Source organism: Pseudomonas sp. PA15(2017), from assembly GCF_001945395.1.
Taxonomy (GTDB): Bacteria; Pseudomonadota; Gammaproteobacteria; order Pseudomonadales; family Pseudomonadaceae; genus Aquipseudomonas.
Map to the genome: position 1 here is coordinate 50,305 of NZ_MSXV01000054.1, position 23,093 is coordinate 73,397.

Here is a 23,093-nt window from a genome sequence, read left to right on the forward strand (position 1 = left end):
GTTGTCGAAAGCGTTATCGAGGCAGGTCTCCTGGCTGGCAGGTCATGGCGCGCGGCCGGCCTTCCCGGTTGCCCAGTGGCGATTGGCGACGCACTCGCTGCTTACAGTTGCGGGGGCAGCCACGGCGGTCCGTGTTCCCTCTTAGCTGCCTGATGACAAGCAGCACCTCGAAAACGCAAGGCTACGCAGAGCCTGCCGTACGGTCAATCGCAAGGGTCTGTGGACGTTTCAACGCGACCGCGCCGGAGCCAGTTTTAGCGCGAGGCAAGGCACGAGGTGCGAAGTTTAGCTAGCTAAATGAGTCACCGAGAAACGCAGCATCGCGCTAAAACTGGCCCGGCCCTTCGGGTGGGGCCGCCTAGGTTGCGCGGGAAATCTCGCCATGCGTCGTTAGAGGAATTGAAAAGGGAGCGCCATTTCCTGCGTCCTCCGCCTAGCCTGGCGGGATTTCTCGCAGCAACACGGTTCGCGCTGGAACGTCCACAGACCCTATACCTGCAACATATTGACGCACTTGCCGCTTCGTGGTGTTCTTGCCCGGTTGTTTCAGGTGTCTCACGCCGCCGTGCGTGAGGTGAAACGGGAAGCCGGTTCGAGTCCGGCGCTGCCCCCGCAACGGTAAGCGAATGCCAGGATCGTTTTGGCCACTGTGCGCATGCATGGGAAGGCCGATCCCCATCGCCGCAAGGTGATCATCGCGAGCCCGGAGACCGGCCTGGATCGTCTGTTTGGCAACCCGCGGTGGGCGGGCACGCGCCGATCGCTGCCTGCCTGTGCGGGCCGTCTCGCCGTGTTCTGCTGTGCCGTTTACCCCTGAGGTCTACGATCATGTCCAGCAGCGTCATTTCCACCTCCAGCGTTTCCACATTGCCCCTCTCACAGCGCATCCTGCTTGCTGTCGGCAGCTGCGTGCTGGGCGCCGTGCTGATTTTCTTCGCCGGCTTCTCCCACGTCGAAGCCCTGCACAACGCCGCCCACGACACCCGCCACAGCGCCGCGTTTCCGTGCCACTGAGGGCTTCGTGATGATCAAGCGTATTGCCCAGACCGCCGGCTTCGCCGGCCTGCTCGCCGCCATCGTGCTGACCCTGCTGCAGAGCCTGTGGGTCACCCCACTGATCCTGCAGGCGGAAGGCTTCGAGGTTGCGGAGTCTGCCGCCATCGAACACAGCCATGATGCCACCGCTACCCACGACCATGGCGCGAGCGGCCGTAGCCACGACGGCGAAGCCTGGGCGCCGGAAGACGGCTGGCAGCGGCTGCTATCCACAGGCCTGAGCAATCTGGTCGTCGCTGTCGGCTTCGCGCTGATGCTCGCCGGCCTGTTCACCCTGCGCGCCCCGGAAAAAACCTGGCAGGGCCTGCTCTGGGGCCTGGCCGGCGTCGCCACCTTCGTCCTGGCGCCCGCCAGCGGCCTGCCGCCGGAGCTGCCGGGCACCGCCGCAGCGGAACTGCTGCTGCGCCAGTACTGGTGGATCGGCGCGGCCGCTTCGACCGCTGCGGGCCTGGCGCTACTAGCGTTTGGCAGCAATGCACTGCTGCGTATTCTCGGTGTGGCGATTCTCGCCTTGCCGCACCTGCTCGGCGCGCCGCAGCCCGAGGTGCATGAAAGCCTGGCGCCCGAGGCGCTGGAGCATCAGTTCATTCTCGCCTCGCTGCTGACCAACGCTGCGTTCTGGGCGGCGCTGGGCCTGGCTGCCGCTTGGTTCCACGGCCGTGGGCGCCGGCAGCAGTGAGTGAGCGGCCTGCTCTCGTCGCCGGCCTGGGTTGCCGGCGCGAGTGCTCGCTCGAAGAGTTGCTGAGCCTGCTCGACAACACGCTGGCTGAGCATGGCTCGAGCACTGCCGAGCTGACAGCCCTGGCCAGCAGCGACCACAAGGCTGACGAGCCAGGCTTGCAGCAACTGGCTGCCCAGCTGAACCTGCCGATCCACTTCCTGCCCGCCGAGGTGCTGGCGGGTTACCATGGGCGCTTGAGCCAGACCTCGGCCATCGCCCAGCGTATCACCGGCAGCCCGAGCGTTGCCGAAGCCAGCGCCCTGGCCCTGGTCGAACAGCTGAGCGACCGACCCGCTCGCCTGTGGATAACCAAGCGCAAGAGCGCCAACGCAACACTGGCCGTTGCCCGCAGCGATCCGTAGGGTGGATCGGGACGCGTAGTCCACGCTTTCTCGATCCACGGGATGGCGATCCCCGCCTAACGACTGGATAAGCCGAACACCACGGTGGAAGAGAAAAGCGCCTTCCACCCTACAACTCAGGACTCGCATGACCGTCTATTTCATCGGCGCCGGCCCCGGCGACCCCGAGCTGATCACCGTCAAGGGCCAGCGCCTGATTCACAGCTGCCCGGTAATCCTCTACGCCGGCTCGCTGGTGCCCGAAGCGGTGCTGGCCGGCCACCGGGCCCACCAGTTGGTGAATACCGCCGAGCTGCATCTCGATGAAATCATCGCTCTGCTGCAGGCGGCCCATGCACGTGGCGAAGACGTGGCGCGGGTGCACTCCGGCGACCCTTCACTGTACGGCGCCATCGGCGAGCAGATTCGTCACTTGCGTGCGCTGGGCATCCCCTTCGAGATCATCCCTGGCGTCACCGCTACGGCGGCCTGCGCCGCGCTGCTGGAAAGCGAGCTGACGCTGCCCGCAGTGTCGCAGACGGTGATCCTCACCCGCTACGCCAGCAAGTCGCCGATGCCGGCGGGTGAGCAGTTGCATGATCTCGCCCGCCACGGCGCGACCATGGCCATCCACCTGGGCGTGCAGCACCTGCCAGAGATCGTCGCCGAGCTGCTGCCGCATTACGGCGCCAGTTGCCCGATCGCAGTGGTGCATCGCGCCACCTGGCCGGACCAGGACTGGGCGGTCGGCACCCTGGCGGATATCGAGGCCAAGGTCAGCGCCAAGGGCTTGCGGCGTACCGCGCTGATTCTCGTCGGCCGGGTGCTGGGAGCAGAAGACTTCGCCGATTCGGCACTTTACAACGAAGGCCACCGCCACCTGTTCAGGACAGGCGCTGCAGACGATACAGGCTCTCGCTGACCTTGCCGCGATTGTCGGCGATGACGATCTGCGCGCCGTAGCGGGCGAGGCGCCCATTGAGATCGCTGGTGTACAGCTGTTTGAGAAAGGCCGGGTACTCGAGGGCAACGCGCTCGCCGAACAGCCAGACGTGCAGCGCCGGCAGGCGGAAACTCCAGTGTCCTTCATCGCAGTCGAAACCGGACTCGCGCAGCCGGGCGATCACCTGCTGGTCGCCATGCAGCACCGCTTCGCAGCAGTTGTGCAGGGTGTCGAGCCAGGCACTCATTCGCCTGCAACCACTGGCAATTCGATGCGGAAGCAGGCCCCACCCTGCTGATTGCTCACGCTCAGCTTGCCGCCCATCTGGTTGACCAATCCATAGCTGACCGACAATCCCAGGCCTGTGCCCTTGCCCACCGGTTTGGTGGTGAAGAACGGGTCGAACACCCGATCCAGCAGCAGCGGGTCGATGCCGCCGGCGTTGTCCTGCACCTGCACGATCACCTTGTCGTCCTCGCGATGACTGCGCAGGAGAATGCTGGGCTCGAGCTCCGGGTGCTTGTCCCGCGCGCTGATCAGTGCGTCCTTGGCGTTGACCAGCAGGTTGATGATGACCTGTTCGAGCTGGTCGGCATGCCCGCGCACCTGGGGCGTGCCGCATAGCTGCAGGGTCAGGTCGATGTCGCGTACCAGTTCGCCTTCGCGGATCAGTGTCATGGCGCCTTCGATGGCTTCGTCCGGGCTGAACAGATCGTCCTCGACCTCGGAGCGCCGGCCGAAGATGCGCATGTGGTTGATGATCTTCGCCGCGCGGGTGATCTGCTGCTCGATACGGCCGAGCTTGTTCTTCAGGTACTCGGGGTTGGCCGAGCCGTTCTCCACGCCCTTGAGGGTGTTGGTGAGGGCGATGCGCATGACGTTGAGCGGCTGGTTGATCTCGTGAGCCAGCCCCGTGGCCATTTCGCCGAGCACCGCCATCTTGGCACTCTGGTTGAGCATCTGCCGGGCCTTCTGCAGCTCGGTATCGTCGCGACCGACGGCCTGCACCTCGATCAGCTTGCCCTGCTCGTCGAACACGCCGCGCTCGGACAATACCCACCAGATGTGCTCGCGGCCCGGCAGGTCCATGCGCACCAGCGCCGTACCGACTGGCTCACTGGGGGTCATCTGGCGGTGACGTTCGCGAAACTGGGTCAGTTCCTGGGCGGAAAGATAAGTGGCCAGGCTGGTGCCGGGCAAATTTTCCTGGCGAATGCCCAAGTACTGGGCCAGCGGTCGGTTGGCGTAGACCAGGGTGAGATCGGGGCGATAGCGGCAGATGATCGCCGGCGAATCTTCGACCAGGATGCGGTAGCGCTCCTCGCTCTCGCGCACCCGCTCGGCGGCCTGGGCGGCGTCGGTCACGTCCAGGCACAGGCCGACCGCTTCGATGGGGATGCCGCGCTCGTCGCGAAGCAACTTGGCCTCGTCCTGCAGCCAGTGGTAGCGACCATCACGGTCGATCAGCCGGTAGCGGCAGCTGGCCACGCCCTGGCTGAGCAGCGTGCGGGTGTGGGCGAAGTAGATGTCGCGATCATCGGGGTGGATGAAGTCGGCCACGCTGCGCTGCACGAAGTCATCCAGCGTCCAGCCCAGCAGCGCGCTACAGCTGTCGCTGCAGAACACCGGCACGAATACACCGTCGTCGTAGCGGTTCACGTAGATCACCGCCGGCGCGCTGGCGACCAGGCTTTTCAGGCGCGTGGTGGCGGCGTCGGCCTCGACCTCCTTGAGCTTCATGTCGTTGATGTCCAGCACGGCGCCGACGATGCGCCGCTGACCATTGGCATTGAGGATGCGCGTATGGATGCGGAACCAGCACAGCGCATCGTCGGCGTCACGCAGGCGCACCACCTGCTCGAACGCTCGGCCGCTCAGCTCGGCGTCACCCAGGCGGATGCGGAATTCGTCGCGATCCACCGGGCTGAGCAGTTCCAGCCAGTCGGCGAGGGTCACCGCCGCGTCCTGGCTGAAGCCGAAACGCTGGGTCAGGCAGGGCGCCAGCAAAAAAACACCGCTGCGCGGCACGTATTCCCACCAGCCGGTGCCCAGCAGGCTCTGCAGGATATCCACACGCTCGCCGTGCACCTTGCGATGCTGCTCATCGAGGCGTTGCAGCAACGGCGCGGCGATATGGGCGAAAAGGTCCAGCCAGTCACGAGTATTGAGCTCGGGCATGCTCTGGTGGGCGACGTACGGCGAGCACAGCAGCCAGGCGCGGATGCCCTGGTAGTCGGCGTATGGCACCAGCCACACCGAATCCGCGGCATGCCATTCGGCAACCCCGGCATCACCACGCAACCACTGCACCGGCTGGTCGCCAGCGTAATGCTGCAACTCCCGCGGCAGGTGCTGGCCGTCGTCCCAGAACACTGGCGTCAGGGCGTCGCGGTAATGGCCGACGACCTGCCAGCCGCCGCGCAGGGTATCCGGCAGGGCCAGGGCCACGCAGGCCAGGCGCAGCGCCTGAGCCATGGCGCCCAGCCAGTCATGGATATGCCGCGGAAATTCCACCCGCTCGGTGCCGCGCACGGTCTGCGCCACGGCGCTGATCTGCGAGAACACCTGCAGGCGCTGTTCGCAGGCATGCAGCCTGGCCAGAAAATCCCCCACCTCGAACGCCTGTAGCGACCAGCCCTGTATTTCCGCCTTGAGCCAGCCACGGGTGTGCAGGATGCCGCCATCACGGGTCACGAACGACAGATCGAGCATCTGCTGCACGAAGGCTGCCAGGTCAGTGACCAAGTAGCGGCTCTGCCCGTGCAGCAACTGCTCCAGCGGCACGACCTGGGAAATCGCGATCGGCAGGCGATCGGACAGGCTGCCGGACACCTCGAACACGCGCCCCAGGGCGTCGATGGACAGGTTCAGGCAGGGGCTGTTGGCCGATACGGGGGGCGCTGACGAGACGATACCTGTCTCGGGCGGCGCCTGGGGCTCCTCGCCGCGTTTGAACCAGTCCTTGAACACTTGCATTGTCCGGCCCACCTACCATGATTAGCGCCGCGGACGGATGAAACTCCGCCAACATGAATTGGGCTGCCACGCCCTTCTTTCCCTGGATGCCCGTTGTCGCCATGTCCTACTTCGTACTGCTCGGCTGGCTGGCCGCCTGCGCCTGGCAAGATGCCCAGTACCGCCGGATCAGCAACCTGCTGACCCTGGGCGCCCTCGCCGCCGCCCTGCTCCATCTGCTGGCCGTTGGCAGCAGCCTTGTTGGCGCCTCGGTTCCGGGCGCCACCCTGGCGATGAGCGTGGCCTGTCTGCTGTCGCTGCCCGGCTATCTGACCCGCCAGATGGGCGCCGCCGACGTGAAGATGCTGCTCGCCCTGGGCGCCGCCAGCGACAGCAGCCATGTATTGTTCAGCGTGATCGGCGCGGCCCTGGCGCAAATCGCCTGGCTGATGCGGCTGCATGCAAGACCAGGCATCGCTGCGGCACTTCCCGAGAAATGGGTATTCCTCAGAACGGCCACCGCGAAAAAGGCGCCCTACGCACCCTTTCTATTTGCAGGCTTCGCACTGACAGGTATCTGGTTATAGTAGTAGCAAATAGTCAGTGAGGATAACCAAGGGTTACACGTTCTCCTATTACACTAAAGTGATAGCTCAACTTTTGCGAAACCGGTACAACCGATAACTTTTGACACTAGTTTGGCCGCTGACTACGCTGCAGATTGGTACCTTTAACCCAATAGGCAGATGCCTCGCATGGAACGCATTGAAACCTTGCGAATAATGATCGTCGATGACGAACCCATCATTGTCGAGGAGCTCGCCGAGTTTCTTGACCAGTTGGGTTACGACGTGACCTCATGCCATAACACCCACGACGCGCTGAAGGCCTTTCAGGAGGATGAGCGCATCGCCATCGTGCTCAGCGATATGCACATGCCTGGGCTGACCGGCGTGCAGCTGGTGGGCGAGCTAGCCAGGCTGGCCCGCCCCGGGCGCCTTTATGAAACGGCCATCTTCACCGGCAGCACCAACAAGCAGGACGTGATCCTCGCCTTGCGCGCCGGGGTGAGCGACTACTACCAGAAGCCGGTGGACCTGCAGGAGCTGCAGGCGGGGGTGAAGCGCCTGCAGGAGCGGGTCGAGCAGAAAATCAAGGAACAGCAGATTCGCCAACAGATCCAGGACCTTGTCGCTTCGCTGCATGAAATGCACAGCGAGTTGATCCCGACCATAGCGATCAAGAACGTCGCGCAGATGAGCGCAACGGCCGACTCCATTCCCGAACCTTTCGACAAATTGTCACGTCGACAACTCGCCGTTGCGCAACTTATCGCCAAAGGAATGACCAATTATCAAATATCCTGCGAACTGGGTATTACCGAAAACACCGTCAAACTTTATGTTTCCCAAATATTGAGACTGACCCGGGTTCACAACAGAACTCAGTTGGCCCTCTCTTACCCTTCCCACGGGTAAAGTGTGTAAATACCTGTCCAACTTCCAGCGCTGTGCTGGTTATCAACTTGCCAAGACCGCTTGGCCGTAAACTTCGACCATGTCGATTACGGCCACTCGTTCTACTCGCCCAGTTTGCCTCCGGCATCCTGCTCGAAGAACTCCGGAATGGGATGCTTGTGGCCCTCCAGCCACCGCTGCAGCGCCAGCTCGCGCTCGGCAGGCGTGGAAACCTGCGGGTGAGGCGACGCCAGTTGCCCTTCACGCTGCAGCCGCAACCAATGACCGGTCTGGGTTTGCACCTCATCGCCCACCAGGGGGCGTCCCTGCCCTTCGTCCGCTGCCAGGCAGAAAGCCGGCAGGGCCGCCAGCACTACACAGCCGATGATCGATCCTTTCATGGTGCTTTCCTCCTGGCAGCCGGCCCGTGGCCGGTTCAGTTGACGCTGGCGGACGCTTCTTCGATCGGTACCACGCGCACGAAGCCGCCATCGTCCGGCACGATCAGACGGCCTGCACGCATCTCGATACCGGCGCGCACGGGCGGCTGCACAGTGGCGACAGGCGCTGGAGCGCTCGTCCTAGCGGGCGCACTGGCAACTACAGGTGCAGCGGGGGCAGGTGCTGGAGCGACTGGGGCACTAGCCGGTTTGGGCGCTGCCACCACCTGGCGCGGCGCTGGAGCGGCTGCCGGGGCGGGCCAAGGAGCTGCAACCGGAACCGGAGCCGGGGACGCGACAACCGGTGCTGGCGCGCGGGCGACAATGGGAGCGGTCGCTGCCGGAGCAGCTGGAGGACGAACGGCCGCAGGAGCTGGCGGCGTGACGGCGACCGGCGCCGGCTCGGCCTTGGCCAGAACGGTTCCCTGCGTGGCTGCCGGCTTCTCCGCATTACTGGCCAGCGACAACGGCACCACCGGGGTCGGTCGGAAATTGGACAGGCGTGGCGCCGGAACGGCAGGTGTCGCCTGCGCAACGGCTGGCTGCACGACGACCGCCGGCTCGGGCTTGCTGACTGGCGCTGCTTTTACCGGCGGCGGCGCAGCAGGGGCGAGCGGCGCAGCGCTGGCCTGCACGGTCGGCATCTGTGGAACCCCCCGCGCCACCGGCGCCTTGGCGGGCACTGCCGCGGGCGGCGGCGGTGTGGTGGCGTTCTTGCTACGCATCGCCTGGGCGCGTTCTTCGGCGGCGCGCAGCTGGCTGGCCGAAAAGCCCATGCGCTGGGCCAGGGCATCGGCCTGCGGGCGCATGCCCTGGTAGATCAACAGGGTCAGCAGGTTCAGCGCCGGCTGCTGTTCGGTTTCATTGAGTTCCAGAGCGGTCAGCAACTCGAAACGGGCTTCGTCCAGACGCCCAAGATTCATGTACACCACGCCGAGGTCGTTGCGAATCGCCGCACTGGTCGGGTCCAGGCTGGCGGCCAGGCCCAGGTGCTCGAGCGCCTCGGGGTAACGTCCCGCGGCGCTGGCGAGCTGGCCGAGGCCCTGTTCGCCCTGAGCCTTGAGGCAGGTGCGGGTCAGGCTGGCATACAGGTCGCCAGCTTCCGGGCGATTCAGCGAGCGCAGGATGCGCGCCTTGGCCAGACGCGCTTGCGGCAGGTTGCCGGGCAAACGCTCCAGGTTGGCCAGCGCCGCGTGCAGGCGCCCCTCCTCGGCGGTCTTCTGCGCGAGGTTCAGCGCCAGTTCCTGCTCCTGGCTCAACGGCGCACAGGCCATCGGGGTCGCATCGGCCTTGCTCGTCAACCAGGGCGACTGGGCCGGGCTGCTCGCGCACCCTGCCAACAGCCCCATCACCCCCACCACGGTCACAACACGTTTCATCTCAACTCCCCCAGAGCCCCGACGATTGCAATGAAGCCGGGCCCCGCCAATACGATCAACAACGCCGGAAACAGAAACATCATCATGATGACGGACATCTTGCCGGACAGTTTGGAAACCCTTTCCTCGAGCGCCGTGTGGTGGCGGTCGTCGATCAGCTCCTTGAGCCGCAACAACGAGGCCATGGCGCCGCCGCCCTGGACGATAAGCTGTTCGAGGATCACCACGCAATCGGTGACCTCATAGACTTCCAGCGCGGCCCCCATGTCACGTAACTCGCGGCCCAATTCGAGCCCCGCATCGACCCGCGCCAGCACCTGGCGCAGTTCGGCGCTGAGGTTGGGCAGGATGCTCTCGGCCTCCTTGGCCAACACCCGCAGGCCCTGCTCGACGGTCATGCCGACATCGAAGAGGATGCGCAGCAGCGGAATGAAAGTGGTCACCTCCTCGGCGAGCGCTTGCTGGCGATGCTTGGCGGCCCAGGCCAGCCAGCGCTTGGGCAGCAGGTAGCCGATGCCCAGGGCGAACACCGGCGCCAGCCAGACCGGCTGCGGCGGCCGGCTCATCAGCAGCTGGACGATCAGCACCAGCGCCAGCAAGACGATCGGCGTGCCCAGCTGGATGGCCGAAAACATCGACTGCTGGCTGCGCTTGCGCCAACCCAGGCGGTTGAGCAGCTGCAGGGTTTCGCTGTCCATGCTCAGGGTACGACGGCCCAGGGAGCTGCCGCCGATGCCGCGCATGACGCCGCCCCCGGAAACCCGCGACAGCGTACCCATACGCTGGCTGAACTGACGCCGCGCGCGCAGATCGGCATAGGCCAGGTACAGGAACAGCAGCGCCAGCGCCAATTGCAGCAGGGCACTGAGTATCAGCAAGGCGCTCATCACAGGCTCCTCAGCATGCGCCACAGCGCCAGGCTGCCGAGGGCCTGCAGGACGAACGCAAGAAACAGCACCATGCGCCCGGAGGATTCCTGCCACATGCCGAGCATGAACTGCGGGTTGGTGATGAAGATATAGAGCGCCAGGGCCAGAGGCAGGCCGCCCATCACGTAGGCGCTGATACGCGTTTCACCGGTCAGCGCGCGCAGCCGGCGAGCGCTGTGCTCGCGCTCGCGAATCAGCCGGATCAGGTTTTTGAGCAGCTCGCTGCTGTTACCGCCATAGCGCTGATTGACCCGAACCCCCAGGGCCAGCACCTGGAATTCGTCACGTTCGTAAAGGTCGGCGAAATCCTGCAGGGCCTCGCCCAGGCTCATGCCGCGCTGCACGTTGCGCCGGGTGCGGGCCATGGCGCCGAGCAGCGGTTGCGGGGCGGTTTCCATGGCCAGTAGCAGGGCATCGCCCAGCGGCCGGCCGGACTTGAGGCTGCGAATCACGTGATCGAGAAACACCGGCAACTGCTCGATCATGCGCAGCACCCGGCGTCGGTAACGCAGCGCGATGAACAGGCGGCCAACCAGCAGCGGGCCCAGCAGCATGATCAGCAGGCCCAGCCAGTGCCCGACGATCAGGCCCAGCACAGCGCCCAGCAACCAGACGAACAGCCACAGGCCCAGCCCCTGGCGCGGCTTGCTGAAGCCGGCACGCAGCAAGAGCCTGTCGAGGTGACTGATGGCGGCGCCCTGCAGGGGCTCCGGCTGATCGGCCAGCAGGCGCTGGATCACCTGCTCCGAGGCGGCCTGCTCGCGGCTCCTGCGCAGCATCAACAGGCCCAGCGCCAGCAGCGTGAGGCAGATACCGCCCAGCAGCATCGATGCGGTCATCACGGTACTCCTTTGCCCAGCGAATCGGCCTCAGTCACGGCGCAGCTTGTGCCCGGCCGGGTTCGGCGCATCGCGGCAGAAGGTGCCGCTGCCCGCACGGTCGAGACGGAACAGGGTATTGGTGACGTACTGGTCTTCGCGCAGGCCGAGCACTTCCACCACCTCGCTGATGCAGCGCCGACCATCGGGCAGGCGAGTCAGCTGGATCACCACGTCCAGCGCCGCGCAGATGGTCTGCCGCAAGGTGCGTTCGCCCACCTTGGCGCCGGAGAAGCCAACCAGGGTTTCCAGGCGCAGCAGGGCATCCTGGGCGTTGTTGGCGTGTACCGTGCTCATCGAGCCGTCGTGGCCGGTGTTCATGGCGGTCAGCACGTCGAGCACCTCGGCGCCGCGGATCTCGCCCAGCACGATGCGGTCCGGGCGCATGCGCAGGGCGTTGCGCACCAGTTCGCGGGCGGCGATCTGCCCGAAGCCCTCGGCATTGGGCGGCCGGGTTTCCAGGCGCACCACGTGGTCGTGCAGCAGTTCCAGCTCGGCAGTGTCCTCGATGGTGACGATACGCTCGCGGGGGTCGATCATCTGGCTGAGCATGTTCAACAGCGTGGTCTTGCCGGTGCCGGTGCCGCCGCTGACCATGATGTTGCAGCGTCGCCTGACCATCAGCTCCAGGCAGCTGAGAATCGCCTGGTCCAGCGAATTGCTGGCCAGCAGGTCGGCGCTGCGCAGCATGTCCTTGCGGAACTTGCGCACCGAAATGCACGGGCCGTCCAGCGCCACCGGCGGAATGATGGCGTTGATGCGGCTGCCATCGGGCATGCGCGCGTCGACCATCGGCGAGGATTCGTCCAGGCGCCGGCCCACCGGCGCGAGAATGCGCTGGATGACCCGCAGCACGTGCTGGTCGTCGATGAAGCGCAGATCGCTGAGCTGCAGCACGCCGCCGCGCTCGACGAACACCCGATGCGGACCGTTGACCAGGATTTCGCTGACCGCTTCGTCCTTGAGGAGAATCTCCAGCGGGCCGAAGCCGGTGAGTTCGTCGACCAGCTCCTCGGCCAGGCGATCCACCTCGTAACGGGAAATGGCGATCTGCCGGCGGCTGACGTATTCGCTGACCTGCTCAGCGACGAACATGGCCAGCGAGGTGCGCGTGCCCTCCAAGAGGTTTTCGCCCTTCTCTTCCAGCGCGTCGATCAGGTAACGGTGCAGCACCGGTTTGAGATCGTGCACGCCGATGCGCGCACTGGTACCGCCAAATGGGCCTATGGGCATCAGCTGTTCCTCAACAAGCGGCGCCACCATTGCCCTGCCGCAGTGTGGCGGGGCTCGAACAGCCCGTTGGCCAGTGTCAGCAGGCCCTGGGTCAGGCCGTCACGGGGGGCGAACTCGAACAGCGGTACGCCCTGATTCTTGGCCTTGAGCCGGGTGACCGGGCTCAGCGGCAGACCGGCCTCGAGCGGTAGCACGAAGGTCTTGCTCAGCTCCGACAGGCCGGGCGCCACGGCCGGCTGGTAGCGGTCGACCAACAGCCGCGCATGGTCGAGCTTAATGCCCTTGCTGCGCCACAGGTTGAGCAGCGCCAGGTTGCGCCGGCAATTGGGTACGCTCTGGTCGACGCACCAGAACAGCCGTTGCGCATGGTTGATGAACGAGCGCAGGCCGTCGCAGTCCGGTTGCCCACACAGGTTCACCAGCACATGCTGGAAATGCTGACGCAGGCTGCCCAGCAGCAGGAACAGCTCGCCCAGGCTGAAGCGATCCAGGGCGTCGTCATCCGGGCCGTGGGGCAACACGCGCAAACCATCGGGGTGACGGGCGAAGGCGCTTTCGATCAGGTTGGAATCCAGGCGGCGGATATGCCGCAGCGCATCGCCGAAGCAGAACGACGACTCCATGCCGAACAGCTCCAGGCTTTCGCCACGGGGAACGCCCAGATCGACGTACAGCGTGCGCTGGCCGCGGGCCTGAATCTGCAAGGCCAGGTGCACGGCCAGCAGCGCGGCGTCGGCATCGGGTTGCAGGCCGTAGAGCAGGGTCAGTTCGCCCTGCTCGCGGGACGGCGGCAGTTGCGGCAGGCGCTGGGTCAGGCGGCGCACCAGCCCCAGCACCTCGCTGCTGCGCGAGCCGTAGGCGATGAAGTCCCGCGCGCCAGCGCGCATGGCGTTGAGCACCAGCTGGTTGTCCAGGCCGTCACCCAGGGCCACCACCACGACCATCGGGCGCATGTCGAGCAGCGCCTCGATCAGGGCGCATTGGCCGGTTTGCCCCTCACGGCTGAGGCCGACGAACACCAGGCAGCTGCCGGTCATGTCCATCAGGCCCAACACCTCGTCGAGGGTTTCGCCGACGTTGAGCACCTGGCCCTGACCGGCCAAGGCCGCCTGCAGCCACTCCAGGTCCTGCTTGCGACGGGTCTGTGCGAGAAAGATCTGCTCCATGACCACTCCCTAGCGCGACAGGCCGTCAGCGCGATGAAAATCACCGTTTTCGAGAAACAGCTGGCGAAACACACCCGGGTCGTAATTGCGCAACTGCTCGCCCGGCAGGTCCGGCAGTTGCACGTTGGCTGCCAGGGGCTGCACCAGGTGCGGAGTGACCACCATCAACAGCTCGCGCTCCTCACGCTCGATGCGCGACGAACGAAAGAACGCACCCAGCACCGGCACGTCGCCGAGAAACGGCAACTTATCCACAGTCGAGATACTGTTGGTGGAGATCAGCCCGCTGATCACGAAGCTTTCGCCATCGGCCAGGGACACGCTGGTATCGCTGCGTCGTACATTGAGCGCTGGAACCTGGGTACCGGCGATGGTGATGCCAGCGGTGAAATCGAGCTCGCTGACCTCGGGGGCCACCTTCAGGCTGATACGATTGCGCCCGACCACGGTGGGCGTGATGGTCAAGCGCACACCGAACTCCTTGTACTCGATGGACAGCGAATCGCTGCCGCTACTGGGCACCGGGATCGGGAATTCGCCGCCGGCCAGGAAGCTCGCGCTCTGGCCGTTGAGCGCCACCAGGCTGGGCTGCGCCAGGGTGTAGGCGAAACCGCTGTTTTCCAGGGCGTCGAGGCCGAGCAGGAATTTGCTGCTGCCACCGCCCCAGAGGATGTTGAAGCCGTCCCTGACCAGCGGGAACGGCGCCCCGGAACCCACGCCGCCGACACCGCCAACCGGCACCGTTGCCGGCCCGGTACCAGGCGCGCCGATCAGAAAGTTGTTGGAGCCGGTGCCGAAGATGCGCATGCCGACCTCGCGCAGCTTACTGCGTCGCACTTCGACGAAGCGGATATCGGTCTGTACCTGGCTCGGCACGGCTTCCTCATCGAAACGCACCAGCGGCTCGGCCATCGCCGCGGTGGCGGCGCCCTGCACAATTACCTGAGTTTGCCGTGGCTCGCGGTCGCAGGCAGTCCAGACCATCAGGCTGGTGATGCCGCCGCGCTTGCCGACCAGCAGAAAGCTGTCCTTGCTGTGGAGGCTGACATCCGCTACCTCCGAGTCACCGATCGCCAGCCGGGTGATGGCCACGGGGAAGCGCAGCTCGCGCTGCATGCCCTGGGTCACGTCCAGCACCGCCGGCACCGGCTCCAGCCCCGCACAGGAAGCGAACGCCGCACCGGGCAGGGCGAGCATGAGCGTCACCAGGCTCGTCAGCAGACGGGAAATACGCAGGCCATCGTTCATCGCGTTGCATCCTTGCCGATCAGGGAGTTTGCCGGGTGGCGTCATTGCCGCGATACACCGGTATGCCGGCTGGCGCCTGCCGGGCCGGCTCGGGTTGCGCCTGCGGCGCGGGCGCCGCGCCGCGCACGGCCAGTTGCTCGAACTGGAACAACTGCCGTTGTGCCTCGCCGACATCGGCGACTGGCTCTTTTCCAGCGTAGTAATCAGCCAGGCGTTTTTCATCCACACTGCGAACCGCCAGACGCAGGCTGCCCACCTGGGTGGCGAGCATGAAACGCGTGAGCAGGGCCTCGGGAACGGCCAGCACGGCGGTCGATGGAGCGTTACGACGGCGCCGGCGCTCCTCGTCGGCATCGGTCGGCAGCTGGGCGGGCTCCCCTTGGTTGGTGATCCCCAGGGTGTCGCCGACGCTCAACAGGCGCAGCGCCGGAATCACCACCTGAGCGGTCTGCTCGGCATTGCCTTCGCCCTGGCGCAGATAGAGCAGCACATCGACGTAGTCGCCCGGGCTCAGGTGACCGCCGCCGCCGATCACTGCATCGACCGCCACGGCCAGGGCGCGCTCGTGGGGGCGAATCATTCGCGCCAGCGGGCCGGCCATGTCGAAGGCGGCCTGGTTCAGTACCGTGCCGGCCGGCATGGGCTGCCATAGCGTGCGACCGATCAATTGCTCGGGGCTGGCGAAACTGCCCGGCGGCGCAATGCGCAGGCGCTCCACGGCAAGATCGTCTCGGCTGATGGCCACCAGCGGCTGCACTGCCCTGGCCAGCACCACCACGTTGACGCGCTGCTGTTCATCGACCTGGGTTTGCAACTGATTACCGACCGCTGCAGCTGGCGTCACCCCAGGCGCAGATGGCAAGGCTACCGGCTGTGCGCTCTGACGACCGAGGGTGACGCCCCAATAGCCGGTAATCACTGCACCCACCAGCAGCACGCTGGCCAGCACCAGCGTTAATCGACTATTCATGACAGCACGCTCCTTGTTGCCTTACGCCGGCAAGCACCCGGTACAACCCGCCATGGATGGTGATCAATCAGAGACGACGTAGAAGTTCGCCTCATGTATCGGCACTTGGTTATTCTGGTTTAGAAACTTTTATTGTGAAACTTATAGCGGACTTCACCGTCAAGATAGAACATGCCGTTCGTCGCAATTGTCCTTCTACACCCTCCGCCATTAACTTGGCAGGCCGCCCGATAGTGCCTTAGTCCTTGAATTCACTAGAAGTAATAGTTGTATTTAATACTTTGTATGTAATAACAAGGTAAATTTGCGGACAGCACTTCTCCCTTTCAAACTTTCCCTGCAAGTCCCTGACACAGGCGTCCCTGCCTACCCTGGCTACAGAGGAAGTACCCATGTTCAAGCTCATCATCCTTCGCGAAAGAATTCGCGCCTTCTTTAAAAACGAAGAAGGCGCGTCGGCGATTGAGTATTCAATCATTGCGGCGTTGATTGCGGTGGTTATCGTTGGCGGCGCTACGACGGTCGGCACCGATATCAATAGCGTGTTCGGCTCGATATCGGACGCCCTGCAAGGCGCCACTTCAGCGGGCGGCGCAGGAACTGGCGGCTAATTATCAGGGGCGAAGATGATGCGTGAGCACATCCTATTGGTAGACGACGAGGCCGACGCGCTCGAAGAACTCGCCGAGTTGCTCGAGGGCGAAGGCTTCCAGTGTCATTGCGCCGACAACGTCGCATCCGCCATGGCCTGCCTGAGCAAATGGCCGAATATCGCGCTGCTGATCACCGACCTGCGCATGCCGGACGAAAGCGGCCTGCGCCTGATCCAGAACCTGCGCACCACGCCTCGTTACGCCACGCTGCCGATCATCGTCATGTCCGGACATGCCGACATGAACGACGTGATCGGCCTGCTGCCCTTGCAGGTCGTGGATTTCCTACCCAAGCCCATCTATCAGGAACGCCTGATCGAAGTGCTCAACCAGCGCTTTCCGGTCGCCAAGGTTGTCAACGCCTAGCAGCGCCTCTGCTGCCGTTCGACCTATCCCGTAGCGGCAATGCCCCATGCAGCGATGACATCGATGCCCGAGCAGCGGTAGAGTCGCCGGCTGAACCCCGGCCGCCACGGACACACGATGCAGGACCACGACGCACGGATCGCACGCCTGCTGGCCTTCTACCGCAGCGCTTACCTGGCCGACAGCCGCGACCTGAACCTCGACAATCTTTCCACGCTGCCAGCCGGTCGACTGGCCTGGCTCGAGGGTCGCGAAGAACTGGCCAGCGGTGCCCTGCCGCTGCTGGCCCTGGCGCCGGGTATCGGCGCCGAGCTGGAGCGTCAGCAGCGCCTTTATCAGCGCGAACTGCAGCTGGTCTACGGCGTGCTGCCGGTATGCGGGCGGCTCGCTGGCGCTGAGGGGCCAGCCACGGCGTTCTGTGCGCCGCTGGTTTACTACGAAGCCACCCTGAATAACGGCAGCGAAGGCGACGCCCACCTGCTGGCCATCGACCCGGGCCAGCCACTGGCGAACTGGCGCCTGCTGCGCCAATTGCTGATCGACGGCGACAACGCTTCGCTCGACGATCTGCCCCTGGCCGATGCGCCCATCGATGCCCATGTACTCGGCGACCTGCTGGGCTGGATCAGCCAGCGCACGCGAGTCGCCGACGTGCTCGCCGCCAGCGGTTTCCCGGCGCTGGAGGGCCAGGATGCGATGGCCAAAGCACAGCGCCGCCGTAGCCTGTCGCTGCGCGCTGCTGCCATCGTCGCTCTGGTGCCCCGCGGCAGCGGTAGCCGCGGCATCGTCCATGAGCTGCAGCAATTGCAGGAAGCCGGGGACTGGTCAGCGCCCTTGCACCAGTTGCTCGGCGAGTCCCAGCCGGTCCTGCGCCAAGGTGCCAGTGCCCCCCATGCGCTCCCGGCCCAACTCAGCAATGCCCAGAGCCAGGCGCTGGCCAACGCCGCACGCTACCCGCTGAGCCAGATCTCCGGGCCGCCCGGCACCGGCAAGAGCTATACCCTGGCGGCCCTGGCGCTGGATCGTTACCTGCATGGTGAATCGGTGCTGCTGGTCAGCCGCAGCACCCAAGCCGTGCGGGTCATCGGTCAGAAGCTGCGTGAAGACTTCGGCTTGCGCGACGCGGTGCTGGAAAGCGACGGCGGCAGCCTGCAGCAAACCCTGCGCGATCGCCTGGCCAGCCTGTTGCAGGGCCAGCTGCCGAATGCGCCAGCCGAGACCGAGGTGAATCTGCAACACGAGTTGCGCCAGCTGATCGATCAGGAACGTCGCCAGGCCAAGGCACTGGCCAGACGTGGTGAACAGGCGCTGCGCTGGAGCCGGCTGATCCTGCGGGCCGAACGCGGCACTCTGTGTTTCTGGCGCCGCCACCTGCTGCTGCACTGGGTCAGGCGCCGGGTGCGCGGCAGCGTGCGCCCCTGGGCGCTGCTCGATGAGCTGCGCGATTGCCAGCAGCGGCGTGAACGCCTCAGCCGTGACTACCTCAATACCCGTCGCGCCACGAGCCTGAGTGGCCTGCTGGCCGGCAACCGGCAGCTGTTCGTGCAGTATAACCAGGCGATTCGCGCGCGCCAGTCGCAACGGCAGCTGGCGCTGTTCGACGACATCGATCCACAGTTGCTGCTGACCGCTTTTCCGATCTGGGTGGTGACGCTGGACGAGCTGCATCGCCTGCTGCCACTCAAGGCCGGCCTGTTCGACGTGATGGTCATGGACGAGGCCACCCAATGCGATATCGCCTCGGCCCTGTCGGCCTTCCAGCGCTGCCGCCGTGCGGTGATCACCGGTGACGCCCGGCAGCTGCGCCACCTGTCGTTCCTGTCGCGCAACCGCGAGATCCAATTGCTCCAGCGCAGCGGCCTGCCAGGCGAGGAGCGTGAGCGCTGGAGCTACCGCGACAACAGCGTGCTCGATCTGGTGGGCCTGCACCTGCCGGAGCAGAGCGCACTGACCTTTCTCGACGAGCACTTTCGCAGCCGCCCGGCGCTGATCCGCTTCAGCAACCAGCGCTTCTATGGCAACCGCCTGCGGGTGATGAAGGAGCGCCCGGGCCTGGCCCACTGCGACAGCCTGCAGGTACAGCGGCTGGCAGGTGAACGGGCCGGCAATGGCGTCAACCAGGTGGAGCTCGAACGTGTGCTGCAGCTGATCGACGAACACATCGCCCGCTACGCCGACAGCCCGGTCAAGCCGAGCATCGGCGTGGTGTCGCCATTTCGCGATCAGGTCGAAGCCATCCGCCAGCGCGTCGCCGGCCTCGACTTGCAGCGCCTGCGCGACTTTCGCGTGCTGGTGGATACGCCCTATGGCTTCCAGGGCGAGGAGCGCGACCTGATGATCATCAGCTTCGCCCTCGACGCCCGTGCCAGTCAGGCCGCGGTGTACCTGAATCGTCCGGACATGTTCAACGTGGCGATCACCCGTGCCCGCGAACGCCAGGTGCTGCTGTTCAGTGGCGACGAGCGCCAGTTGCCAACCGACCACCTGCTGCGTCGCTACCTGGAAAGCGCCGCCGAACCGCCAGCGGCCAGTCACCAGCAACCCGAGCAGGACGATTTCGAACGCGCCCTGTGCGCCGCGCTGGCGGCACACGGGGTGGTCACCTGGACGCGCTATCCACTGGCCGGCCTGCTGCTGGACGTGTTCTGCCAGCGTGGCGACAGATGCCTGGCCATCGACCTGATCGGTTTTCCCGGCGACGGCGAAGGGTTTCTCGAACTGGAGCGCTACCGCGTGCTGGCGCGCGCCGGCCTGGAGGTCGTGCCGCTGAGCTACGGCCTGTGGAGCCAGGCGCCGGCGCGCGCGCTGCAGGCCTTGCTGCAGCGGTTATAGGCGCGGGCGCCCTCAGAACGTGTGCCCCAGGTTCAGGTACAGCGCCTTCTCGTTCTCGTCATTGAGGCCATAGCTGAAATTCAGCGGCCCCAGTGGCGTCTCGTAGCCCAGGAACACGCTGGCGGCGTTGATGTAGCCGCTGTCGAAGGCGTTGTCGTTGTTCCATGCCCGACCGCGCTCCAGAGAAGCGCCGAGGTAGATCGGGAAGTCCAGCGGCAGGAACGAACGTGGGGTCATGCGCCGGTAGTAGACCACCCGCCCGAGGCTGATGTTCTGCCCGGCCAGGGCATCCTGGCGAAAGCCCGACAGTTGCCGTGCGCCGCCAATCTGGAAGCTGGAGGTGACGATTTCGGCGTTATCGAGGGTGCGCCCGTAACGCCCGCCGATCACCAGGCTGTGCGGCCCCTGGCTGAACGCCTTGTTGAGCTTGATCTGCCATTGCCTGTAACGATCGTCGGCACCGAGGCTGGCGTCGTACTGGCGCAGGTTCAGGCTGATCTCCTCGCCCTCGTGGGGAAAGTCGACGTTGTCGAGGGTGTCGAAGGCGTACTGCAGCTCGTAGTAGCCCTCGGTGAAACTGAACTCCGGCTGATCGCGCTCGCCGATACGCACCTTGGCGTCGCCCCAGGCCTGGCCGACGCCGAAGCGCAGCTCGCCGTTGTTGGCGATCTGCCGGCCGATGTCGAATCCGTAGCCGTAACGCTGCACGCGGTATTCGGCGATCGGGTCGTTGTCCAAAAGCGACTCGACGTTCCACGCCTCGACTCGCAGGTTGGGCGCCACGAACCACCGTGAGCCGACGTCGAGTGGCTGGTAGAACTCGCTGAACAGCTCCTGGCGGTCGCCCAGTTGCACCCGGGTGAGCCACTCGGCGCCGAGCCGGTTGATGCCGTTCTTGCGGAAGCTCGCGCCCAGGTTGAAGACGCTGTCGCCGTTGAAATCGTCGGAGAGGTTGAGCCCCAGGCGCAGGTAGTCGGTACCGGTACGCTTCTCCCGCGCATCGATCACCAGGGTGTTGCGCTCCTCGCTGTTGACCACCCGATACTGCACGCGCTCGAAGTAATCGAGGCCATACAGGGTGCCCATGTCACGCTGCAGCGTCGCCATGTCCAGCGGCTCGCCGATGGGCTGGCGGATGTAGTTGCGGATCACCTCGTCGCCGACCTTGGAGTCGTTGTCCACCTGGATGGCGTGGATCACCGGAGTGCGCTGCTGGGCACTGCGCGCCAGAGTCAGCGCGGGATTACCACCACCACGCCGAACCAGCTCCGCGAGGCGCGGCTGCAGCGCGCGGGCCGCCTCGTAGCCCGCCTCGATCAGTTCTTCGCCGCGACCGAAATCGGTGACCCCGAAGCTGGCCATGTCCGGCTGGACCAGCACGTCGCCGTCACGCAGGGTCGCCAGCTGCTCCTCGGAATTGCGCCGGGTCATCATGGTGATCGACTGGTTGAGCACGTCGACCACGGTGAGCAGTTCCTTGCGCGGCTTCAGCGGCGTGCCGATGTCGACGACGATGACCCGGTCGACGCCCATGTCGCGGGCCACGTCCACGGGAATGTTGTCGACCATGCCGCCATCGACCAGCAGGCGGCCGTCCAGCTCGACCGGTGCGAACACCGCCGGAATCGACATGCTGGCGCGAATCACCTGCGGCAGGTGGCCGCTGCGGAACACCACTTTCTGATCGTTGGCGATATCGGTGGCCACGGCGCGGAACGGGATCGGCAGGCGGTCGAAATCACGCACGTCGCTGCTGCGCACCAGCAGCCGCTCGAGCAGCAGGGCCAGGTTCTGGCCCTGAATGACGCCTAGCGGCAGGCCGAGGCTGCCGTCGTCGCGAAAGCTCAGGCGCTGCTTGATGAGAAAGTCGCGGTCGTCCTGCTTGCGGCGAAATGGCACGTCGGTACGCGGCGGATCGTCGGAGAGCACCTGGCGCCAATCCATGGTCAGTGCCACGTCTTCGAGCTCGGCGATGCTGTAACCCGAGGCGTACAACCCGCCGATCACTGCCCCCATGCTGGTGCCGGCGATGGCATCGACACGCACGCCCTGCTCTTCCAGGGCCTTGAGCACCCCGATGTGCGCCAATCCACGCGCGGCGCCACCGGACAGCACGACACCGACCTTGGGCTGCGCCTCTTGGGCGATGCCGATAAGGGGGAAAAACAGCAGTAGCAGAATGAGCAGACGGCGCATGGCACATCCCTGGCGTCGGGTCGGAGGAGCGCCATTATAAGAGCCTCCTCGCCAGGGATGCGCGCGGCGAAACGTTCGGTTTGTAATCAGTGCAGGCGGCGCGCTTCGCCCATGAACGAATCGTGGAAGCTGGAGATTTCCGATTGCAGGCGACGATTCTCGCCATAGGCCTCGATGGCGCGGCGATAACGCATGCGCTGCTCGTCGAGCAGCTTGCGGCGGGCTCTCACCACGCTCTGTTCCGGGTGCAACGCTTCATCCACATGGCGAGCCATGGCAGGTCTCCAGGTTGAATTACGGGAGACCAGCTTCAGCGAAGGCGATGACAGTTTGAGGAAAAAAGCGTGACGCCGGGGTGACCGGACTCAGGCGCCTTCTTCGTGGGCTTTCACCGACTTGGCCGACAACCGCAGGCTACGCAGGCTGCGTTTGACGCTCTTGAGGTGATTGACCAGGCTCGGCCCTCGGGCCATAGCCACCCCCATGGCGAGTACGTCGATCACCACCAGGTGGGCGATGCGCGAGGCCAGGGGCGTGTAGATCTCGGTGTCTTCCTGCACGTCGATGGCCAGGTTCACCGTGGCCAGGTCGGCCAGCGGCGTCTGCCCAGGGCACAGGGCGATCAGCGAAGCGCCGGCCTCGCGCACCACGTTGGCAGTGATCAGCAAATCCTTGGAACGACCGGATTGGGAAATGCACACCGCTACGTCGGTAGGCTTCAGGGTGATCGCCGACATCGCCTGCATGTGCGGGTCGGAATAAGCCGCCGCGTTGAGCAACAGGCGGAAGAACTTGTGCTGGGCATCGGCCGCCACTGCGCCCGAGGCGCCGAAGCCGTAAAAGTCGATGCGCTGCGCGTTGGCACACAGGGCGATGGCTTTTTCCAGCGCCACCGAGTCGAGCTTTTCGCGCACTTCGATCAGGGTGTGCAGGGTAGTGTCGAAGATCTTCATGCTGAAGTCGGCGACCGAGTCGTCTTCATGGATCGCGAACTGACCGAAGCTGGCGCCGGCGGCCAGGCTCTGCGCCAGCTTGAGCTTGAGATCCTGAAAACCGCTGCAACCGATGGCGCGGCAGAAGCGCACGATGGTCGGTTCGCTGATGCCTACCGAGTGCGCCAGCTCGGCCATGGAGCTATGCATGACCGCTGCAGGATCGAGGAGCACATGATCGGCCACCTTGAGTTCCGACTTACGCAGGAGGTGACGTGACTGGGCGATGTGCTGCAACAAATTCACGGGCAGGGACTCGACTGGCAAAGGATGGTTACGTCGGCTGAGGTTGGAGCGCCATGACTCGGTTATGATCGAGGAACGCCGCCGGGCTGTAG

Annotated in this window: 22 protein-coding genes and 2 riboswitches; of the genes, 9 read left to right on the top strand and 13 right to left on the bottom strand. The window is 65.2% G+C overall.

The window, feature by feature from the left end; translation table 11 throughout:
* Nucleotides 1-2: 2 nt before the first annotated feature.
* Nucleotides 3-185, bottom strand: a riboswitch (cobalamin riboswitch).
* Between the two features lie 346 nt (nucleotides 186-531).
* A riboswitch (cobalamin riboswitch) is annotated at nucleotides 532-734 on the top strand.
* 94 nt (nucleotides 735-828) lie between these two features.
* From BVH03_RS19465 to cobM, 4 genes are all read left to right on the top strand, one after another.
* Nucleotides 829-1,014, top strand: coding sequence for a CbtB domain-containing protein (locus tag BVH03_RS19465; RefSeq protein WP_075929053.1), 186 nt, complete (start codon nucleotides 829-831; stop codon nucleotides 1,012-1,014).
* Nucleotides 1,015-1,024: 10 nt separating this feature from the next.
* Nucleotides 1,025-1,735, top strand: coding sequence for a CbtA family protein (locus tag BVH03_RS19470; protein ID WP_075962725.1), 711 nt, complete (start codon nucleotides 1,025-1,027; stop codon nucleotides 1,733-1,735).
* A complete protein-coding gene (locus BVH03_RS19475) occupies nucleotides 1,732-2,139 on the top strand; it encodes a cobalamin biosynthesis protein (protein ID WP_075962726.1) in 408 nt (135 codons plus the stop codon). The genes BVH03_RS19470 and BVH03_RS19475 overlap by 4 nt, the downstream gene beginning before the upstream one ends.
* A gap of 127 nt (nucleotides 2,140-2,266) precedes the next feature.
* The gene (gene cobM / locus BVH03_RS19480) at nucleotides 2,267-3,040 is read left to right on the top strand and encodes a precorrin-4 C(11)-methyltransferase (RefSeq protein ID WP_075962727.1); all 774 of its coding nucleotides are present in this window, start codon (nucleotides 2,267-2,269) and stop codon (nucleotides 3,038-3,040) included.
* Here cobM and BVH03_RS19485 read toward each other — a convergent pair.
* Both BVH03_RS19485 and BVH03_RS19490 read right to left on the bottom strand, forming a co-directional pair.
* Entirely contained in the window at nucleotides 3,003-3,308 is a 306-nt protein-coding gene (locus BVH03_RS19485; RefSeq protein ID WP_075962728.1) for a hypothetical protein, read from the bottom strand. The genes cobM and BVH03_RS19485 overlap by 38 nt on opposite strands.
* Nucleotides 3,305-6,037 carry a PAS domain-containing protein gene (locus tag BVH03_RS19490; protein WP_075962729.1) on the bottom strand — a complete coding sequence of 911 codons (2,733 nt, stop codon included), beginning with the start codon at nucleotides 6,035-6,037 and terminating at the stop codon, nucleotides 3,305-3,307. Before BVH03_RS19490 ends, BVH03_RS19485 begins: the two co-directional genes overlap by 4 nt.
* Before the next feature lie 53 nt (nucleotides 6,038-6,090).
* Between BVH03_RS19490 and BVH03_RS19495 the strand changes: the two genes are divergently transcribed.
* Entirely contained in the window at nucleotides 6,091-6,603 is a 513-nt protein-coding gene (locus BVH03_RS19495) for a prepilin peptidase (protein ID WP_256574762.1), read from the top strand.
* 168 nt (nucleotides 6,604-6,771) lie between these two features.
* Nucleotides 6,772-7,494: a response regulator transcription factor gene (locus tag BVH03_RS19500; protein WP_075962731.1), complete on the top strand. Its 723-nt coding sequence runs from the start codon at nucleotides 6,772-6,774 to the stop codon at nucleotides 7,492-7,494.
* A gap of 101 nt (nucleotides 7,495-7,595) precedes the next feature.
* Here the strand turns inward: BVH03_RS19500 and BVH03_RS19505 are convergent, their stop codons facing one another.
* From BVH03_RS19505 to cpaB, 8 genes are read right to left on the bottom strand one after another with little or no spacing between them, the layout of a single operon-like run.
* Nucleotides 7,596-7,874 (bottom strand): DUF3613 domain-containing protein, encoded by a 279-nt coding sequence (locus tag BVH03_RS19505; protein ID WP_075962732.1) that lies wholly within the window; start codon nucleotides 7,872-7,874, stop codon nucleotides 7,596-7,598.
* 35 nt (nucleotides 7,875-7,909) lie between these two features.
* Nucleotides 7,910-9,292 (bottom strand): tetratricopeptide repeat protein, encoded by a 1,383-nt coding sequence (locus tag BVH03_RS26575; protein WP_075962733.1) that lies wholly within the window; start codon nucleotides 9,290-9,292, stop codon nucleotides 7,910-7,912.
* A complete protein-coding gene (locus BVH03_RS19515; protein WP_075962734.1) occupies nucleotides 9,289-10,179 on the bottom strand; it encodes a type II secretion system F family protein in 891 nt (296 codons plus the stop codon). The genes BVH03_RS26575 and BVH03_RS19515 overlap by 4 nt, the downstream gene beginning before the upstream one ends.
* On the bottom strand, nucleotides 10,179-11,060 hold the full coding sequence (locus BVH03_RS19520; RefSeq protein ID WP_075962735.1) for a type II secretion system F family protein: 882 nt from the start codon (nucleotides 11,058-11,060) through the stop codon (nucleotides 10,179-10,181). Before BVH03_RS19520 ends, BVH03_RS19515 begins: the two co-directional genes overlap by 1 nt.
* A gap of 30 nt (nucleotides 11,061-11,090) precedes the next feature.
* Nucleotides 11,091-12,332: a CpaF family protein gene (locus BVH03_RS19525; protein WP_075962736.1), complete on the bottom strand. Its 1,242-nt coding sequence runs from the start codon at nucleotides 12,330-12,332 to the stop codon at nucleotides 11,091-11,093.
* Complete coding sequence (locus tag BVH03_RS19530) at nucleotides 12,332-13,498, bottom strand: pilus assembly protein (RefSeq protein WP_075962737.1); 1,167 nt, start codon at nucleotides 13,496-13,498, stop codon at nucleotides 12,332-12,334. Before BVH03_RS19530 ends, BVH03_RS19525 begins: the two co-directional genes overlap by 1 nt.
* A gap of 9 nt (nucleotides 13,499-13,507) precedes the next feature.
* Nucleotides 13,508-14,746 (bottom strand): type II and III secretion system protein family protein, encoded by a 1,239-nt coding sequence (locus BVH03_RS19535; RefSeq protein ID WP_075962738.1) that lies wholly within the window; start codon nucleotides 14,744-14,746, stop codon nucleotides 13,508-13,510.
* Between the two features lie 19 nt (nucleotides 14,747-14,765).
* A complete protein-coding gene (gene cpaB / locus BVH03_RS19540; RefSeq protein WP_075962739.1) occupies nucleotides 14,766-15,716 on the bottom strand; it encodes a Flp pilus assembly protein CpaB in 951 nt (316 codons plus the stop codon).
* 392 nt (nucleotides 15,717-16,108) lie between these two features.
* Here cpaB and BVH03_RS19545 point away from each other — a divergent pair, with 392 nt between their 5' ends.
* The 3 genes from BVH03_RS19545 (at nucleotide 16,109) to BVH03_RS19555 (ending at nucleotide 19,567) form a co-directional block, all read left to right on the top strand.
* Nucleotides 16,109-16,327 carry a Flp family type IVb pilin gene (locus tag BVH03_RS19545; protein WP_075962740.1) on the top strand — a complete coding sequence of 73 codons (219 nt, stop codon included), beginning with the start codon at nucleotides 16,109-16,111 and terminating at the stop codon, nucleotides 16,325-16,327.
* Nucleotides 16,328-16,345: 18 nt separating this feature from the next.
* Entirely contained in the window at nucleotides 16,346-16,735 is a 390-nt protein-coding gene (locus BVH03_RS19550; RefSeq protein ID WP_075962777.1) for a response regulator, read from the top strand.
* Between the two features lie 117 nt (nucleotides 16,736-16,852).
* Nucleotides 16,853-19,567: a DEAD/DEAH box helicase gene (locus BVH03_RS19555; RefSeq protein WP_075962741.1), complete on the top strand. Its 2,715-nt coding sequence runs from the start codon at nucleotides 16,853-16,855 to the stop codon at nucleotides 19,565-19,567.
* Nucleotides 19,568-19,579: 12 nt separating this feature from the next.
* On the opposite strand, the gene BVH03_RS19560 is transcribed toward BVH03_RS19555, so the two are convergent.
* From BVH03_RS19560 to hexR, 3 genes are all read right to left on the bottom strand, one after another.
* On the bottom strand, nucleotides 19,580-21,763 hold the full coding sequence (locus tag BVH03_RS19560; RefSeq protein ID WP_075962742.1) for a patatin-like phospholipase family protein: 2,184 nt from the start codon (nucleotides 21,761-21,763) through the stop codon (nucleotides 19,580-19,582).
* 86 nt (nucleotides 21,764-21,849) lie between these two features.
* Entirely contained in the window at nucleotides 21,850-22,038 is a 189-nt protein-coding gene (locus tag BVH03_RS19565; RefSeq protein WP_075962743.1) for a PA3496 family putative envelope integrity protein, read from the bottom strand.
* 90 nt (nucleotides 22,039-22,128) lie between these two features.
* Nucleotides 22,129-23,001 (bottom strand): transcriptional regulator HexR, encoded by an 873-nt coding sequence (hexR, locus tag BVH03_RS19570; protein ID WP_075962744.1) that lies wholly within the window; start codon nucleotides 22,999-23,001, stop codon nucleotides 22,129-22,131.
* Nucleotides 23,002-23,093: the final 92 nt, after the last annotated feature.